The organism is Parabacteroides sp. AF27-14 (assembly GCF_003635425.1).
GTDB lineage: Bacteria > Bacteroidota > Bacteroidia > Bacteroidales > Tannerellaceae > Parabacteroides > Parabacteroides distasonis.
In genome coordinates, this window is sequence record NZ_QTLZ01000005.1 from 50,430 (window position 1) to 67,303 (window position 16,874).

Genomic DNA, 16,874 nt, shown 5'->3' on the forward strand with positions numbered 1-16,874 from the left:
TAGGTATGTGGCAAGATATAGCAGTTTGCGTTATTGGTATCTCGGTTATCGGATATATCGCATATAAGGTTTATCGAATGCTTACGAAACCGAAATCCAGTGATCCTTGCTGCGGGTGTAGTGGGTGTTCGTTGAAAAAAGAGTTTAGAATGAAGGAATAACAAAATATTTTTTATATTTGCGTTATTCTAATACACCATAGGTTATGAATAACACGGCCTTACAAATATATGCTCTTTTTATCCTGCTGATCTTGTCAGCGGGCTGTAAAGATGATTGGAAAAACCTCAACTTGCGTAGCGGAGAGAATGAACCTTTTTATTGGGAAAACAATAAGCTCGCAGCTCAGAGACTAGCGAAAATCATGTACAATAAAACAGATAGTGGAAGTTATGAACGTTTTAAGATCGTCCATATTTCGGATTCTCATTTATCCTCTTGGTCTCCGAGCAATAATTACGAGTTACCTATAAATCTACGACAATCCATCCAATTCGCCAATCAACAAGAACTGCGGATCAATGCGATAACCGCTACGGGTGATTTTATCTCTATTGATAAGAAAAAGAAGGCGAAAGAATATATGCACTCATTTATTCATTACCTTTATGATGAAAATCATGTCCCCACCTTTATTTGTACAGGAAATCATGATAGTAATTCCGAGGAAGAGATAGGCAGTACCTTCTTTTATAAAAACGAGATCAACGAAATATTATTCGCCAACAGTAATTATTCGAAGAATCGAAATAGTGCCGAGAATTATTACTATTCGGATGTAGCAAACCCTCAAGGAGGTACGATCCGTTTCATCGCCCTCGATATGTTAGACCAACCAGCATCCCAATATAATACTTTATCTTACGCATATTTCTCCCAGAAACAAATAGACTGGCTTATAAACACCGCATTAAAAAATGGCATGACAGACCATCATAGCGTCATTATCTTAACTCATTACCCATTTCAACGCCGTAGTGTAAATAACGATACCTATTTATGTGATGGGGATTATGTCCATTCGTGGAATATGATTCCCGAAATCATTGAAGCCTTTCGTACTCGTTCCTCATTAGAAAAAGTATATCCAAATCAATTCAACCTAGACCCCATCAATGTCAAAGCAGATTTCAGTGACCGCAAAGGAGAATTTGTCTGCTATCTAGGTGGACATATCCACTGCAACGCCTATTTTGACGTGACTGGATTAGAAAACGAAAGCACGGAACTCGTTCCACAAAAAATGATCCTTTGTACCAATCAAGCTCCAAGTGAAAAAGGCGTGGTATACAACAGGGTCATACGTGAAGAGGATAGCCTATCAAGTAACAGTTTTTGTATCTATGCTGTAGATACAAAAGAAAAGAAGATTTACATCACCTATTTCGGTGCCTATAAACCTTCTAATGATTGTAACTATCCGGAGATTCATACAATCTCGTATAATTAAAATTTACCGACCTATACAATGATAGATAAAGCCGGCTTCCTCTAACTCTGTCTTGTCATAAATATTACGTCCGTCTAAAATTAAAGGCGTGGACATCAATTTCTTGATAACAGACCAAGAGGGCATACGAAATTCTTTCCATTCCGTAACAAGCAACAGAGCGTCCGCGTCTATCACGGTCTCATAAATATCTTTGCCATATGAAATCATCCCCACAGGTAAACGTCTTTGAGCCTCGGGCATTGCAACCGGATCATAGGCGGAAACTACACATCCAGCTTCTTTCAACTTTTTGATTAAGACTAGCGAAGGAGCCTCTCGCATATCATCCGTTTCCGGCTTAAATGCCAATCCCCATAAAGCAATTCGCTTACCTTGTATATCTCCTCTAAAATGTTTCATTAATTTACGGAACAATATCGATTTCTGCTCCTCGTTTACGGCTTCCACCGCTTCTAGGATACGCATTTGGTAACCACTGTTGGCTGCGGTCTTCACAAGCGCCTTAACGTCTTTAGGAAAACAAGACCCACCGTATCCACAACCCGCATATAAGAAACGACTACCTATACGGGCATCCGTACCGATTCCTTTACGTACCATATTAACATCCGCCCCAACTATCTCACACAAATTGGCAATATCATTCATAAAACTGATGCGAGTAGCCAACATAGCGTTCGCCGCATATTTTGTCATCTCCGCAGATGGCACATCCATGAAGATTACACGGAAATTATTTAACAAAAAAGGACGATACAATTTCGCCATCAACTTCTGAGCACGATCAGACTCAACCCCAACAACAACCCGGTCTGGACTCATAAAATCCTTGATAGCCGCACCTTCTTTCAAGAATTCAGGATTAGAAGCGATATCAAATTCAATACTCACATCTCGCAAGGCTTGTTCCTCCTTGATCGCTTTCTTGATTTTCTGGGCAGTGCCTACCGGAACCGTACTTTTCGTAACAACCAAGATATATTTATTCATATAGCGTCCTACCGTACGGGCAACCTCAAGCACATACTTCAAGTCTGCGCTACCATCCTCATCGGGAGGTGTACCAACCGCACAAAACAGTACCTCGACCTCATTCAAACATTCTTTTAAATCAGTCATAAAATGAAGACGACCAGCTTGGGAATTGCGTGCCACCATCTCGTCTAGCCCCGGTTCATAGATAGGAACTATGCCTTTCTTTAGATTCTCAATCTTTACCTTATCCACGTCCACACAAAAGACCTCAGTCCCCATTTCCGCAAAACAAGTACCCGTTACCAGCCCGACATAGCCTGTACCTACAATCGCTATTTTCATATATATCTATTACTTATGTTTATAGTGCATTTAAAAAAGATACAAAAGTAAGACTATTTCAAGAATTATACATAACTTTGGAAGCTTTTTCAAAAACAAAAAGCAAAAGAACGATATCCTATACAATGAAACCATAGTTTAATCGTTTCTATTAACAAAAAACATCTTGTGGCAAAATAAAAAATGCACCCTTGCAGCTTTTACTTAAAAAAGTCCATCAAGATAATTAATAAAAAAGATTTTATGCAAGCGATTATATTAGCAGCAGGAATGGGTAAACGTCTAGGTGAACTTACCCGAGAGAATACAAAGTGCATGATTAAAGTACATCAACAAACTTTAATTGAGCGTATGATCAAACAGCTTGGAAACTTACAGCTGGACCGTATTATCCTTGTTATCGGATATAAAGGAGATAAAGTCAAATCACTGATAGGCAATAAAATTGGCAACATACCCATTTTATATATCGAAAATTCTATTTACGATAAAACAAATAACATATACTCTTTATACCTAGCCAAGAAGTACCTTGTTGAGGACGAGACGCTTTTGCTAGAGTCTGATCTAATATTCTCAGACATAATTCTTCAAAAATTAATTGCAGATCCGAACCCCAACCTTGCCGTAGTCGCCAAATACCAAAGTTGGATGGATGGAACAGTCGTGACATTAGATGAGGAAAACAACATCTTAAACTTTATTTCTAAGAAGGCATTCATGTTCAGCCTTAAAGATTCCTATTATAAAACTGTGAATATTTATAAATTTAGTAAGGAATTCTCAATGAACAAATACGTTCCTTTCCTTGAGGCTTATTGCAAAGCCTTAGGTAACAACGAATATTACGAACAAGTCTTGAAAGTAATCTCATTATTAAATAAACCGGATCTTAAAGCATTAAAAATAGACTCGGAAAAATGGTATGAGATCGATGATCAGCAGGACTTAAATAATGCGGAAGCATTATTCGCAGAAGAGAAGCAGGCATTGTCTCTCTATGGTAAACGGTTTGGTGGATATTGGCGTTTTCCTATGCTGCTGGATTTCTGCTATTTAGTAAATCCTTATTTTCCAAATCCTCGCTTAAAAGAGGAGATGAAAGCCAATTTTGATACGCTTTTAACAGAATATCCTTCAGGAATGCAAGTAAATGCCCAATTAGCCGCTCGATACGCAGGGATTTCCGCAGACCAGATCATTGTAGGAAATGGAGCGGCGGAACTTATCAATAGCTATATGCGAATCTTGCCTTCCTGTAAGACTGGGGTTATTTTGCCCACTTTCGAGGAATATCCCAATAGATTAAATCAAGAAGCATTGGAATACTTTATCCCAGACAATCCGGATTTCTCTTATACCGGATCTGATATCATGGCTTATTTCAAGGACAAGCCTATCAAACAGCTTTTAATAATTAACCCGGACAACCCTTCCGGAAATTTATTATCCAAAGCAGAATTGATGTCTTTGTTGGAATGGAGCAAATCAAAAGAGATCAAGTTGGTTGTTGATGAGTCTTTTCTTGATTTCGCCCAATCCGGCAATAGTATCTCTTTATTGGACGAAGACCTTCTGAACTTGAATCCACACTTAATCGTGATTAAAAGTATATCCAAATCATATGGAGTACCGGGATTGCGATTAGGATTCCTAGCGTCCGGAAATAAAGAGTTGATCCGTTTATTGAAAAAAGACATATCAATTTGGAACATAAACTCCTTCGCTGAGTTTTATATGCAAATCTTTATAAAGTATAAAGATGATTACGAAAAAGCTTGTCTCAAATTCTTGAGGGAAAGAGATCGTTTTTTCTCTAACTTGCGACAAGTTTCTTTTTTAAGGGTTATACCTTCGGCCGCCAATTATTTCTTATGCGAGGTCACTGACACATATACGGCAGAGGAACTTTGCAGCTCATTATTGTCGCAAAGTAATATCTTAATAAAGAATTGCTCGCCAAAGGCAGGATTTAATGGCAAGCAATATATTCGGCTCGCTATCCGTGACAGAGATGATAATGACAAGTTAACAGAAGCTTTATTACAATTAGGAAAGTAAGAATATGTATAATTATCGTACTATATGTATCTGCGGAGGCGGAGGTCTGGGACATACTATAGCCGCAAGTCTGAATCATAATGGCTATCAAGTAAATTTGCTGACAGGACATCCTGAGCAATGGTCTAATCATATCCATGTAACAGATTGTAACGGCACCATCATAACTGGAGAAATCGCAAAAATATCAAAGTATCCGGAAGAGGTTATACCCTTTTCTGATATTATATTATTATGTGTGCCCGGTTATCTCATCCAAAAAACTCTGCATGCAATCGCCCCATATGTTAATAACAATATTGAGATCGGTACAGTCATTAGCAGTGGTGGTTTTTTCTGGATGGCTCGTCATGAGCTGGGTAAGGAACATCGATTGTTTGGATTCCAACGGGTACCTTATATCAGCAGAGTGAAAGAATATGGCAAAAGTGCCGAGCTAAAAGGATATAAATCAAAACTCAAGATCGGAGGCAACAAAGATAGTGACTTGGAAGGACTCGCCGCTTTCTTCACAAAAGCGTTAAGCACACCCACTGTTACCTTAGGGCATTATCTAGAAGCAACATTGACAAATAGCAACCCTATTTTGCACCCGTCTCGTATCTATGGTATGCTATCATCTATCCAAGCAGATATATACGAGAAAGAGTTTCTTTTTTATGAGGAATGGGATAATACAAGCTCCGAAGTGCTAATCCAATGCGATCAAGAGTTTCAAAATATATTATCCCGATTAGCCATTCAGCAAGAGGAGATTCCTTCACTACTTCAGTATTACGAGTCAACAGACGCAGTTTCCTTGACAAGAAAGATTCGCTCAATTGAGGCTTTTAAAGGGATAAAAATGACAATGGTAGCTCACGGAAATAAATTCAAGGTAGATTATACAAACCGATATTTTACGGAAGATGTCCCATACGGCTTATTAATCATTAAATCTTTAGGGCTTCTTCTTGAAGAAGAAACTCCCATGATAGACAGAGTTATTCTCTGGATGCAAAAAAAGATGGGAAAATGCTATTTAGCAAACGATAATAAACTAACAGGAAAAGATATCCGAGAATCAGGTATCGTTCAGAATTTTGGTATAAATACGATCGAAGATCTATATAATCTCTAAATACAACGACAAATGAGAATCAAGAGTAAGCTGAAAAGCCCTATGGCTATAAATTTTATCTCCTTGGCATTGCTCCAAGGAGTTAATTATTTATTACCTCTATTATCCTTTCCATTTCTATTTAGAGTATTAGGTGTCGAGAGGTGGGGACTAGTTACTTTCGGTTACTCTCTGATGCAGTATTTCGTGATGTTTACAGATTTTGGTTTTAATCTCTCTGCCACGAAATACATATCCGAACATAGGAATGATTTACAGAAAATCAATTCCTACTTGAATAGTGCCATGATAGGTCGCTTTATCCTATGTGGTATCAGCTTAGCCATACTATTGGCTTTGATTTCTTATTTTGACAAATTCAGCACAGAGTCCATCTTTTACTTGCTGTATTTCGGCATAATCTTAGGAAATGTGATGTTTCCGATGTGGTTTTTTCAAGGGATGGAGAACATGAAATACATTACGGTTTTTAATATAGTAGCGAAATCATTAAGCTTCATTCCCTTCTTTATTTTCATACGAAAACCAGAAGATTATATATATGTACCCATCTTTTATAGCATTGGTTTTGTTCTCGCAGGAATCGTCAGCCTATTCATCGTCTATTTCAAGATGGGGATGAAATGGTACTTCACCTCGATCAGTCAGATAAGCAGTTCCTTAAAAGACAGCTCAGCCTATTTTTTAGCCAGAGCTTCCACTTCCTTATTCACGACAAGCAATTCTTTTCTATTAGGACTTGTTTGTGGGAATACGATGGTCGGATATTATTCGGCAGCCGAGAAACTATATCAAGCTTACAATCAATTATTATCTCCATTCACAGGGGTTTTATTCCCTCATATAGCGAAAAGTCGGGATGTATTGTTCTTCAAGAAGATATTCTATAGGATCACGTTCACCAACCTATTTTGTGTGGCAGCCGCACTCCTATTAGCATCCTATGTGCTGGATATCGTTTATGGGACAGCGGATCCTAATATACTGGAAGTATTCCGTATACTCGTAACCGCTTGCTTTGTAACCATCCCATCCATGTTGTTAGGCTATCCATTCCTTGCGGCCATGGGGCACCCTCTATATACGAACTATACTGTCATGACAACCTCAGTTGTACACATCACAGGATTAGTGGTTCTATACATTTACGGAGCCATTTCTCCCATTACAGTAGCCATGATGGTAGTCATGTCAGAGACGCTTCTTATCCTTTTCCGCATCTGGGGGGTACGCAGATTCCGGCTATTCCAAATATAAAAAGTATCTTAGGCTCATTGGTAAAGTATCTTAGGTTCATTGGCGAAGTATCTTAACTTTGCCGGTCAATAAGCCTAAGATACCTTTTTCGTAAGCAACATCCAATAAAATCTACTCAATAAGAGGAGCTGAAATGAAAAGCAGGTCCATTCAAAAAACGCATGGAATATTTCTTCATATTATATTTCTATTTTTGTTATTTATTGTACTTGCTAGTTGCCCCTGCCAACTCTACCTATATAACCAAAGACTTAAATCTTTACTAAAAAAAGTGCGAGGCATAGATGTGAAGAAAATAATGCCTATTTTTGCAAAGTTATATATTAAGTATATAGTGAGTACAAATTGACATTAGGTAAACATTCAACATGATACAAGAATTTATCGACCGACATTTCTATCATCTTTTTCTCATTACTCTTTTTTTTGGTGTCGTATTATATGGGCTAATCGGTTTTCAGTCGATTGACGAATTATGTGGAGCCTTGTTATTTCTCATGTTCCTATTTCATATGTTCAATACCAAGGACTGGGAGATCAATAAGTTTTTCATGATTGTCCTATCCGTATTTCTATTCTATTTATGTTATTCATTTTACATTCATAGTAATAGTACCAAAGGTATTCTAATGGATTTCATTATCCAGCTAAAGCCTTACTTGGCATTCTTCTGCGTATATCAACTCATGCCCACATTTAGTGAAAAGCAGAAGACTATATTACGCCAAAGTAGTGTTTTATGTTGGGGATTGCTAATTCCCATTGGTATAGCAGGCATGGTTAATCCTAAAATCTTCACGGTTACTATGGCACATGCATCCAACTATGCGGCAGCTATTACAGCGCTAGCTTTAGTATTCTTTTATACAAGCGAAAACTCACGGAAAAACAGAATACTTTTTATTATTATGTTAGCGATCGGATTGGCATCCGGCAGATCAAAATTTTATGGTTTCTTTATCTTGGCTGCTTTTATCGTACTCTATTTCAACCATACGGACCGTATCAAAGTCAATCTGAAAAATATCATCTTGTTTCTTTGTATCACTGTTTTCATCGCATTCGTAGCCAAAGAAAAAATCGAACTCTATTTTTTGCAAGGTATATCAGAAGGTGCGGAGAAAGATTATGTAGCTCGTTTCGCTTTATACGCAACATCTTTCTTAATATTTATAGATTACTTTCCTTTTGGCTGCGGATTAGGAAGCTTCGCAACATTCGCATCCGGGGCCTATTACTCACCTATCTACAAGAAGTATGAGATAGACGGAGTATGGGGTATCAGTAAGAGTTATCATAGTTTCATCTCGGACACTTACTATCCCTCATTAGCTCAATTCGGTGTCCTAGGAGTTATTCTATTCATATTATTTTGGATATATCTGCTTAAAAAGGCGCTTCATTACCTCAAAGTTACTTCTGATATGCAACTTACTAACATTGCCATGATCTTGATAGCTTTTTTTGCTGTAGAAAATATCGCAGACGCAACATTTACCAGCAATAGAGGTCTTTATTTCATGATGTTTATGGGTATCATCTATGCAAATATGAAACAGCGAATTAGAGCACATGATATAGCCGAGATAGATGATGAAATTAAAGAAACAAAAGAATAATATATATGACAGACTTCCAATCTATATTTCCTGACATCCGAGAAACAGGAGAAACCCCTTTAAGACAAGCGCAACTTGTAATGTTACGTATGCTAAAAATTATAGACTACATTTGCCGGAAACATGACCTACGTTATTGGTTATGCTCCGGTACCCTTCTAGGTGCAGTACGTCATCAAGGGTTCATTCCTTGGGATGATGATCTTGATATTTGTATGTTACGCGAGGATTACAACCGATTTATACAAATCGCCCCTTTAGAATTTCCGACAGACATATTCCTACAGACACAAGAGACCGATCCCTCTTACGATTATCTACCACTACCGTGTAAAGTCAGAGATAAAAACAGCCTAATTATATCTGAAGGTATGGAAAATCAAAAGTATCAGCAAGGTCTTTTTATTGATATTTTCCCGACAGATCGTTATCACACAGGAGGATTATCTTTCGCCATGGAGAAATGTATGAAGAGCTATTTCAGATTTATCACTAAATGCCTAGACGCAAAGCTGGGGAAAGATCGCTCTTTAAAGAATAAACTAATATCCTCGTTTGAACCCATTTTCAAATATTTGACTATCATCTATAAGAAAATGATACAAAAACATATTAATAAGAATTTACAACTTTCTAATGACGAGTGTCTTATCGGTCATGGAATGGATACACCTTGGAGGAGATACTTTAAGTATGATGAAATATTTCCTTTAGAGGATATGAAATTCGAAGATGCTATCGTTAAAGTTCCACACAATGCGAATGCTTACTTAACTCAATTGTATGGAGAAAACTATATGACTCCTCCTCCAATGAAAGATCGGATACAGAAACATGCGCTCCGCTTAGAGCCTATATTAAAAAAAAAGAAAGAAATCTTATGATTTCTTTCTTCCCCTTTTCATATACACTTTAAATATATCGTATAAGAAAACGCAGTTATATACGAGATATCTTTTCCACATACGCCTAGGTTCGCTAATCAAGCGTCCAAACCATTCCAAGTTCCAGTCGATCATCCACTGAGGTGGCCTACTCTTTGTTCCAGAGTAAAAATCAAAAACCGCTCCAATTCCACAAATAACAGAGGTATCGATAAACTTATGATTCTGAAAGATCCAAGACTCTTGCTTTGGAGCTGTCATGCCAACAAAAACAACATCAGGCTCAAATCGTTGGATTGCCTCTATCATTAACCGATTATCCTCTTCCAAGAATTGAGCTTTATAAGGCGGGCTATACATTCCTACCTTTATGGAAGGATACTCTTTGCTTAAACGTAACTTTATTTTTTCTAATGTCTTATCAGAAGCCCCTAGATAAAAACAAGATCCCTGTTTTTTCTCTAAAAGTTCTAACAGCATACGATGCAGATCCGCACCTGCTATCTTTTTTATCTTTATCCCTGTTAGCAAACGAGTAGCCCACACGACTCCCACTCCATCCGGCAATAGGACATCACTCGTTTGTAAAGCCTTCTTAAAAACAAAATCAGAGTTAGTCATGACCCAAGAATAAGCATTAATCGTATTTATTACACAACGCCGTTCCGGAAGCTTATCCAACTGAAAACAGGAAGCTATCTCAAAATCGCCAACTAATATTTTTTTATCCACCATACTTTTTTAACACTTGACTATATATAGATAATACTTGCTTTGCTTTATAATCCCATGATAGTTTTTGAATCTCATTCATACAATTTGCTGATAGTTCCCGCAACATACCCCGGTTCTTTGACAACTCTCTTATCACGGAGGCAAAAGCACGAGCAGAAGCATGAGGATCGGACAACTTTATCTTACGCCCTATTTTTTCATTCACAACCGCTCCGAAGCCACAAGTATCAAAGCAAATCACAGGCAAATTACATTGTAAAGCTTCTAAAACAACCGTGGAAGTAGCTTCCGATACGCTGGTAAAAAAGAAGATATGCGCATCTTGCATTAATTTAAAAACATCTTCATGAGGGACTTTCCCATACCACTCACATTTATCATCAACAGACAATGAAGACGCTAAATTTTTATAATAAGCAGTCTCTTCAACACTCCCTTCCCCTACGATATGCAAACGAACATCAAGATCCCTTAAATTCGCAATCGTCTCCAAGGCTATATTCAATTGTTTAGCATAGAAAAAACGTCCCACCCAAAGCAAGTCCAACCGACCTTTCGAGGAGTAGCGATCCACATTCAAGTTATATTCACCAAGTGCACAACCCGTCTCGCTGATCAGGAAAGAATCTCGCTGATAATAACCTTGAAAGACTTTTTGCGTCTCCGGGGTAGCAGCCAATAATGCATCCGCCCTCCGTACCGCATTTCTCACTCTCGGATAATATCGCATTTGCAACTTATTCAGCACATTCTTCAATCTCAGTCTAAAAGCATATTTAAAGCCAGCGCCCGCCAAATAACATTCAGGAAAAAGATTCATTCCACCAACAGGCCCCCAAACAAAAGGTAAACCCTCTATTCTCCACAAATAACCGGGCTCTCTAAAACCTATCATATTCAATTGGTGAACAAGATCAATCGGATATTGCCGCATAATCTGATGCGCTTGCTCCAACGCTCTCTCCTGCCATTTTCGATAATAATAATAAAAACGCCAATCACCTTGATTCCAACAAATCTCACGGACCCAAGGCTCTACCGGCAGATAAAAAAAGTGAATAGTATCCTTTTGGGGTAAACTACTCAAGGCCTCTTCTATTTTATCTCGCCACTCACCTTCTGTTATGATGTATAGTTCGCAATACTTGGATAATGCTAAAATCCAATTCCAACCCATACCGGGTTCAGAGCCCCAATGCGGACTACACGCATATGCATTTACTAAGACAGATATCATTTATTCCCCTAATAATTCTTTATAGACCTCGCCTAGTTGATTATTTATAAAATCTAAATTAAACACCGATTCAGACAATTTATGCGATTCCTCAGCTATATGGTTTCGCAAATTCTCATCTTTGACCAATGCCTCTAGCTGGATTTGCAATTTCTTTATATCCCCCGGATCAAATAATAAAATATTCTCACCATCTTTCGCAACATCCATAATACCACCAACAGGAGTACAAACGACAGGAAGAGCAAAAGCCCAAGCATCCAATACCGACATTGGAAAACCTTCCGCATAACTCGGTAGACAAAAAATGGAGGCCTCACCAAACAGCCGGTCTTTCTCTTTTCCGGATACCCAACCACAAAATTCCACATTAGAAGAAATCCCTAAAGACTCTGCCAACATTTTTCCTTCCTCAATCTCTCCATTTCCTGCTAACATCAATTTCCATTCCGGATACTGGGTGACCAAACCGGAAAACGCTTTTATCAAATCGTTATATCCTTTCCTTTTATCAATAGTACCAGCAAACAAGATATATTTTTTTCTCTCATAATTCGTTCCTACGAGAGGCAAAGATATGATTGGATTATACAATATACGTACATTATATTTAACATCCAAGGCTTCCTCTACATACTTTTTCCATTGTGAGGATAACACGAAAACGACATCACTCGCAAGAAACGCTGTCCGATAAAGGATGCGATTTCGTTTCTCATAAATGATAGAGGGGGTGGAACAATGCAAATGAGTTATAACTTTCTTCCTTAGGAGTTTTGCTGGATACAAATAAAACGATTTTCGAAATACAGATGTATGCGTCGATACATGGATATGAACTAAATCATAAAATGGCAAAAGAAGCAGATATTGAATTAACGAAGTTATAAAATAATAGATTTTCATTATATTACTTCTATCAATATATGCTCCAATCCATCTCGTATGATATTTACGCCATTGCTTACCCTTTTCATGAGCACTAACAACAGCGGTGATCCCTCCCCTCGTACCTCGAGATGTCGCAACCACTAAAACTCTCTTCGAACTCATTCTTTCCTTATTGTATTTATTTGCTCAATAGTCAATCGCTCATGCGGTTCATATAAGATCTCCTCATGTTTCTTTATATCATCGGTAGGAAAACGATATTTCAAGACTTTAGCAGGAACTCCACCAACAATCGCATATGGAGGCACATCATGTATGACCAGAGAAGACGCAGCAACCACGGCCCCACGTCCCACCGTCACACCTTTCAATATCGTTACATTCGCCGCGATCCATACATCATCTTCTATATGCACATCCAAGTCGTCTCCTGGCTTCTTTACTTTTATGTCATACATAAAAGATCCAACATCCGACATTCGATGATCTCCTCCTATGATAGTCACTCCCGGGCCGAATAAAACTTTATTCTTTATATATATACGGCTTTCTGTCGCCACAAATAAAGCACGAGGGCCGATATACACATTATTACCAATGGAGATATTCCGATATGTAAAATCAGATGTGATCGCAGAAAAACGAACATTGTGACCACAAGATATCATCCAATTCTTATATATCCCCGAAAGCAAGCGATTAGCCCCTCCCTTGACACATAAAATAGCATAATAGCACAATATAGCAAAAATCCTCATTATTTCTCCTATTTCATACTTCTATACAAATCATACAAAGACAAAAATTGTTCTTTTACAAACAAATAAGCCACAGGTAACACAAGTGTCAATAGCAACATACCAATAGCAGCGTACAATTTACGAGGTCCAACCGGCTTACTTTTTACATAGGCAGCATCCACAATCCTTGCCTTATCTCTAGCTTGACCCAAAATGAGAGCTGCCTCCTCCCTTTTTTGCAATAATATCAAATAGACTCCTTGAATGATCTCTTGCTGACGTTTCATTTCTACATATTGACGTTCCGCAACGGGATAACTATTCATCTTCTCATAAATCTGCTTCTCTTTCTCTTTCACGTCGCGTACAGATATTTGAAGTCCTTTCCGTGCATTACCAATAGTCTCCACAACACTCTTACGTAGCTTATCCGCTTGCTCCGTAAGTGTCCCGACCAATGGATTATTTATACTTGAGTTCTGAATAACACGTGCACGCTCTAATAAAATCTCATTATAGGAAGTCAAAGGACCACCTTTCTCTCCTTCTTGGGCTGACAATAAAACTGGCACCAAATTATATTTATTCGACGGATCTTTCACAAATGCATCCATCATATCAATGATATTAGCTTGAGCTTCTAATTCTATTAATTTCGTCTGGAGCTCTTTCATCTGCTCAACATAGAATTGGACATCATGCTCAATATCCATTAGTTTATTCTTGCTTTTATATTCCTCGATTTTATTCTCAACATCAGCTAATTCCGCAACAATATTTTGGATGCGACCATCTAGGAATGTAATCGTCTTTGTGGCCTCAGTCTTTTTATACGTATCAGATTGGGTATTATAAAGAGCAATCAACGTATTCAACATATCTGTTCCACGCTTTTTCTCATATTCTGTACAGGATAACTCAATGATATTTGAAGACTTTGAACTTTCCTCTATAGAAAATTCCTTTTCCAAATCTTCCGCAACCCAACCAGCCGGACGATATGTTATATTCAACTTTGCGGAAGAAATTTGTTCTTGTCCAGGCGCAAAAGCCAAAACAAAAACTCCCATAGGCAACTCTATAGATGCCGGTAAAGAGGAGAAACTAAACTTTTTCTTTTCCATACTCCCTGATTCCACTGTCACATCGATTTTTCCTGACTTCATGGCAACAAAGAACTCAACTTCTTCTTCCAAGCGAGTATTTGTCAAAGAATCGGTCGTCATCTTGAAAGGAGTCTCCTCATAAAGACGGTATCCCCACGCATAAGGTCTTGAATATTCAACATTTACACCTAACTCTAGAACCATATCCCGCAAAAGCTTATTGGATGTCAAGGTCATCAATTCATCTTCAATATTTATCATTCCGCCAGAATTCCCCCCCAGCCCAAAAGATTTCATCAACCCGGCAGCCTCTCCTAATCCAAAGCTACTCCCTCCAAGGTCTTTATCCTCTTGAATCTGGATACGAGCCATCATCTCATAAGTACGAGGGTAATAAATCAGATATAAAACCGCAGGGATTATAGAAAACAGGAATACCCCTAAAAATAATTTCCAGTGCAACAGATATCTTACGATAATACTTTTAAGTCCGATTGTTTCGTTGTCTTTCACTTCCATCATCTAATTATTATTTAGTAATAGCCAATATAACAGTCGTTATCACAGATACAGCGCTCAAAATTGAGGAGAACACGGTTATACTATATTGTTGGGCTTGACTGTAACGGGCGTTTCTCTTCTTCGCGTTATTCGGTTCCACATAAACAACATCATTTTGTTGAAGATAATAATAGGGGGAAGTAAATATATCCGGCTCGGTAATATCCAAACGAGCAAACTCCTTCTCTCCATTATTATCTCGTATAACCAAGATGTTCTTACGGTTTGCGTTAATTGTCAAATCACCGACTTGACCGATAGCATCTAAAATTGAAAGACGATCATTTTTCACGGAAATCGCACCCGGCCGAGCGACCTCACCCATCATCGTGACCTTATAATTAACAATCTGTACATTAACCAATGCATCTTTCACATAAGGGGAGATCATTTCTTGCATTTTATCACTTAACTGTTGCTTGGTCAATCCCGCCACATGGATCTTTCCCAAAACAGGGAAATTTATGTCACCTTCCTGATCAACCAAATACGTTCTTAATTGACCGGAAGAAACCGTCGTAGTCTCACCTTGAGTCGCATAGGCATATACAGGGGGATTAAAGGGAGTAACGACTGTCGGATCCCATGCCGTAACGGTTATCGTAAGTAAGTCATCAGGGCAAATCTTCGAGGTATAAGCTTGATTCATCTTACTCACTTGTTCGGGGGTCAAGGCATCCACTCCCTGGAAATAAACCACATCTTTAGGAACAGAACAAGCCCCTAACAATAAGACAAACAATGCCACTACTGATACTAATTTCACTCTCATAATCTTTGTTTTCTTCAAATAAGGTGCAAATATACGTTTTTTAGTTTGAACATGAGGCCTCAAAAGGACCACAAGTATAAAGATACTTCTATAACGATGCAATTGTCTAGATATTGCTGCATGCTAAATCAAAATTATAGTTGTTTTTACCGCTTTTTCATGATTATTGCGTAAGTTTGTGACAAAACAAAAACATATGGTTGAGATAGGAAAATACAACACGCTGAAAATAGTGAAAGACCTTGACTTCGGGGTTTATCTGGATGGCGGTAACGGGGTGGAGATCTTGTTGCCGACTCGTTACGTACCTAAAAACGTGAAACCCGGGGATGAGGTCGAGGTGTTTATTTATCATGATAATGAAGGGAGGTTGATCGCTACTACCGCACGTCCTCTGGCAACGGTCGGGGAGTTCCAGTTCATGGAAGTAAAAGACGTGAATAATGCCGGCGCATTTCTGGAATGGGGTATCATGAAAGATTTGCTCGTTCCTTTCAAGGAGCAGAAAATGCCGATGAGAGAGGGGAAATGGTACTTGGTCTATGTCCGGCTGGATCATGTGACAGGACGTATCATGGCATCCGCACGTATCGAGAAGTTCTTGAACAATACCCCTATCGATTACGAACAGAATCAAGAGGTTCAGTTATTGGTAGCTGACGAGACGGATCTTGGCTATAAAGTGATCATCAATAACCAGCATTGGGGATTGATCTATTATAATGAGGTATTCCAGCGTCTTGAGAAAGGTGAGCATCTGAAAGGCTATATAAAAGAGGTGCGTGAGGATGATAAGATAGACGTAAGCCTAACGCCGCAAGGCTACCAAAAGGTAGAGGGGATCGCCGGCGTCATTCTGGAAGCGATGAAAACACAAGGGGGATACATCCCGGTACACGACAAGAGCGATCCGGACGTGATCTATTCCTTATTCCGCTGTAGCAAGAAAGCTTTCAAACAAGCGATCGGGGCACTCTATAAGCAACATCTTATCACGCTGGAAGATGGCGGGATACGGCTCGTGAACGAGAAGTGACCCATTTATATAAAAAAAGTCAATGGAATCCGTTACAGAATCCATTGACTTTTCTTTATAAATCCATTGAGTTAGCGAACGGATT

The 16,874-nt window shown here is 38.5% G+C and carries 15 protein-coding genes; 8 read left to right on the plus strand and 7 right to left on the minus strand.

The window, feature by feature from the left end; genetic code table 11:
- Positions 1–5: 5 nt before the first annotated feature.
- Both DWY79_RS23275 and DWY79_RS07070 read left to right on the plus strand, forming a co-directional pair.
- Positions 6–161, plus strand: a complete 156-nt coding sequence (locus DWY79_RS23275) for a FeoB-associated Cys-rich membrane protein (RefSeq protein ID WP_085931154.1) — start codon at positions 6–8, stop codon at positions 159–161.
- Positions 162–205: 44 nt separating this feature from the next.
- Positions 206–1,450: a metallophosphoesterase gene (locus DWY79_RS07070; RefSeq protein WP_122369084.1), complete on the plus strand. Its 1,245-nt coding sequence runs from the start codon at positions 206–208 to the stop codon at positions 1,448–1,450.
- 3 nt (positions 1,451–1,453) lie between these two features.
- On the opposite strand, the gene DWY79_RS07075 is transcribed toward DWY79_RS07070, so the two are convergent.
- A complete protein-coding gene (locus DWY79_RS07075) occupies positions 1,454–2,770 on the minus strand; it encodes a UDP-glucose/GDP-mannose dehydrogenase family protein (RefSeq protein ID WP_008771832.1) in 1,317 nt (438 codons plus the stop codon).
- Positions 2,771–3,013: 243 nt separating this feature from the next.
- Here DWY79_RS07075 and DWY79_RS07080 point away from each other — a divergent pair, with 243 nt between their 5' ends.
- The 5 genes from DWY79_RS07080 (at position 3,014) to DWY79_RS07100 (ending at position 9,711) form a co-directional block, all read left to right on the plus strand.
- Entirely contained in the window at positions 3,014–4,831 is a 1,818-nt protein-coding gene (locus tag DWY79_RS07080; protein WP_122369179.1) for an aminotransferase class I/II-fold pyridoxal phosphate-dependent enzyme, read from the plus strand.
- 4 nt (positions 4,832–4,835) lie between these two features.
- On the plus strand, positions 4,836–5,951 hold the full coding sequence (locus tag DWY79_RS07085) for an NAD/NADP octopine/nopaline dehydrogenase family protein (RefSeq protein WP_122369085.1): 1,116 nt from the start codon (positions 4,836–4,838) through the stop codon (positions 5,949–5,951).
- A 12-nt stretch (positions 5,952–5,963) separates the two neighbouring features.
- The gene (locus tag DWY79_RS07090) at positions 5,964–7,208 is read left to right on the plus strand and encodes an oligosaccharide flippase family protein (RefSeq protein WP_122369086.1); all 1,245 of its coding nucleotides are present in this window, start codon (positions 5,964–5,966) and stop codon (positions 7,206–7,208) included.
- A 629-nt stretch (positions 7,209–7,837) separates the two neighbouring features.
- On the plus strand, positions 7,838–8,827 hold the full coding sequence (locus DWY79_RS07095) for an O-antigen ligase (protein WP_230328090.1): 990 nt from the start codon (positions 7,838–7,840) through the stop codon (positions 8,825–8,827).
- Between the two features lie 5 nt (positions 8,828–8,832).
- The gene (locus DWY79_RS07100; protein ID WP_230328091.1) at positions 8,833–9,711 is read left to right on the plus strand and encodes a phosphorylcholine transferase LicD; all 879 of its coding nucleotides are present in this window, start codon (positions 8,833–8,835) and stop codon (positions 9,709–9,711) included.
- On the opposite strand, the gene DWY79_RS07105 is transcribed toward DWY79_RS07100, so the two are convergent.
- From DWY79_RS07105 to DWY79_RS07130, 6 genes are all read right to left on the minus strand, one after another.
- Positions 9,706–10,446 (minus strand): WecB/TagA/CpsF family glycosyltransferase, encoded by a 741-nt coding sequence (locus tag DWY79_RS07105; protein ID WP_122369089.1) that lies wholly within the window; start codon positions 10,444–10,446, stop codon positions 9,706–9,708. The two genes, DWY79_RS07100 and DWY79_RS07105, sit on opposite strands and share 6 nt — an antisense overlap.
- Positions 10,436–11,683 carry a glycosyltransferase family 4 protein gene (locus DWY79_RS07110; RefSeq protein ID WP_122369090.1) on the minus strand — a complete coding sequence of 416 codons (1,248 nt, stop codon included), beginning with the start codon at positions 11,681–11,683 and terminating at the stop codon, positions 10,436–10,438. The genes DWY79_RS07105 and DWY79_RS07110 overlap by 11 nt, the downstream gene beginning before the upstream one ends.
- The gene (locus DWY79_RS07115) at positions 11,684–12,736 is read right to left on the minus strand and encodes a glycosyltransferase family 4 protein (RefSeq protein WP_122369091.1); all 1,053 of its coding nucleotides are present in this window, start codon (positions 12,734–12,736) and stop codon (positions 11,684–11,686) included.
- Positions 12,733–13,242 carry a DapH/DapD/GlmU-related protein gene (locus DWY79_RS07120; protein WP_158593840.1) on the minus strand — a complete coding sequence of 170 codons (510 nt, stop codon included), beginning with the start codon at positions 13,240–13,242 and terminating at the stop codon, positions 12,733–12,735. The genes DWY79_RS07115 and DWY79_RS07120 overlap by 4 nt, the downstream gene beginning before the upstream one ends.
- Before the next feature lie 98 nt (positions 13,243–13,340).
- The gene (locus DWY79_RS07125; protein ID WP_122369093.1) at positions 13,341–14,942 is read right to left on the minus strand and encodes a GNVR domain-containing protein; all 1,602 of its coding nucleotides are present in this window, start codon (positions 14,940–14,942) and stop codon (positions 13,341–13,343) included.
- 7 nt (positions 14,943–14,949) lie between these two features.
- Entirely contained in the window at positions 14,950–15,753 is an 804-nt protein-coding gene (locus DWY79_RS07130; RefSeq protein WP_122369094.1) for a polysaccharide biosynthesis/export family protein, read from the minus strand.
- A 196-nt stretch (positions 15,754–15,949) separates the two neighbouring features.
- On the opposite strand from DWY79_RS07130, the gene DWY79_RS07135 reads away from it, so the two are divergent.
- On the plus strand, positions 15,950–16,789 hold the full coding sequence (locus tag DWY79_RS07135) for a S1 RNA-binding domain-containing protein (protein WP_005856099.1): 840 nt from the start codon (positions 15,950–15,952) through the stop codon (positions 16,787–16,789).
- Positions 16,790–16,874 lie beyond the last annotated feature (85 nt).

What these genes read in the sequence shown, in the direction of transcription:
- DWY79_RS23275 (WP_085931154.1), top strand. Translation starts at nt 6, where the DNA reads ATGTGGCAAGATATAGCAGTTTGCGTTATTGGTATCTCGGTTATCGGA.
- DWY79_RS07070 (WP_122369084.1), top strand. Translation starts at nt 206, where the DNA reads ATGAATAACACGGCCTTACAAATATATGCTCTTTTTATCCTGCTGATC.
- DWY79_RS07075 (WP_008771832.1), bottom strand. Translation starts at nt 2,770, where the DNA reads ATGAAAATAGCGATTGTAGGTACAGGCTATGTCGGGCTGGTAACGGGT.
- DWY79_RS07080 (WP_122369179.1), top strand. Translation starts at nt 3,014, where the DNA reads ATGCAAGCGATTATATTAGCAGCAGGAATGGGTAAACGTCTAGGTGAA.
- DWY79_RS07085 (WP_122369085.1), top strand. Translation starts at nt 4,836, where the DNA reads ATGTATAATTATCGTACTATATGTATCTGCGGAGGCGGAGGTCTGGGA.
- DWY79_RS07090 (WP_122369086.1), top strand. Translation starts at nt 5,964, where the DNA reads ATGAGAATCAAGAGTAAGCTGAAAAGCCCTATGGCTATAAATTTTATC.
- DWY79_RS07095 (WP_230328090.1), top strand. Translation starts at nt 7,838, where the DNA reads ATGGATTTCATTATCCAGCTAAAGCCTTACTTGGCATTCTTCTGCGTA.
- DWY79_RS07100 (WP_230328091.1), top strand. Translation starts at nt 8,833, where the DNA reads ATGACAGACTTCCAATCTATATTTCCTGACATCCGAGAAACAGGAGAA.
- DWY79_RS07105 (WP_122369089.1), bottom strand. Translation starts at nt 10,446, where the DNA reads ATGGTGGATAAAAAAATATTAGTTGGCGATTTTGAGATAGCTTCCTGT.
- DWY79_RS07110 (WP_122369090.1), bottom strand. Translation starts at nt 11,683, where the DNA reads ATGATATCTGTCTTAGTAAATGCATATGCGTGTAGTCCGCATTGGGGC.
- DWY79_RS07115 (WP_122369091.1), bottom strand. Translation starts at nt 12,736, where the DNA reads ATGAGTTCGAAGAGAGTTTTAGTGGTTGCGACATCTCGAGGTACGAGG.
- DWY79_RS07120 (WP_158593840.1), bottom strand. Translation starts at nt 13,242, where the DNA reads ATGATATCTTGTGGTCACAATGTTCGTTTTTCTGCGATCACATCTGAT.
- DWY79_RS07125 (WP_122369093.1), bottom strand. Translation starts at nt 14,942, where the DNA reads ATGATGGAAGTGAAAGACAACGAAACAATCGGACTTAAAAGTATTATC.
- DWY79_RS07130 (WP_122369094.1), bottom strand. Translation starts at nt 15,753, where the DNA reads ATGAGAGTGAAATTAGTATCAGTAGTGGCATTGTTTGTCTTATTGTTA.
- DWY79_RS07135 (WP_005856099.1), top strand. Translation starts at nt 15,950, where the DNA reads ATGGTTGAGATAGGAAAATACAACACGCTGAAAATAGTGAAAGACCTT.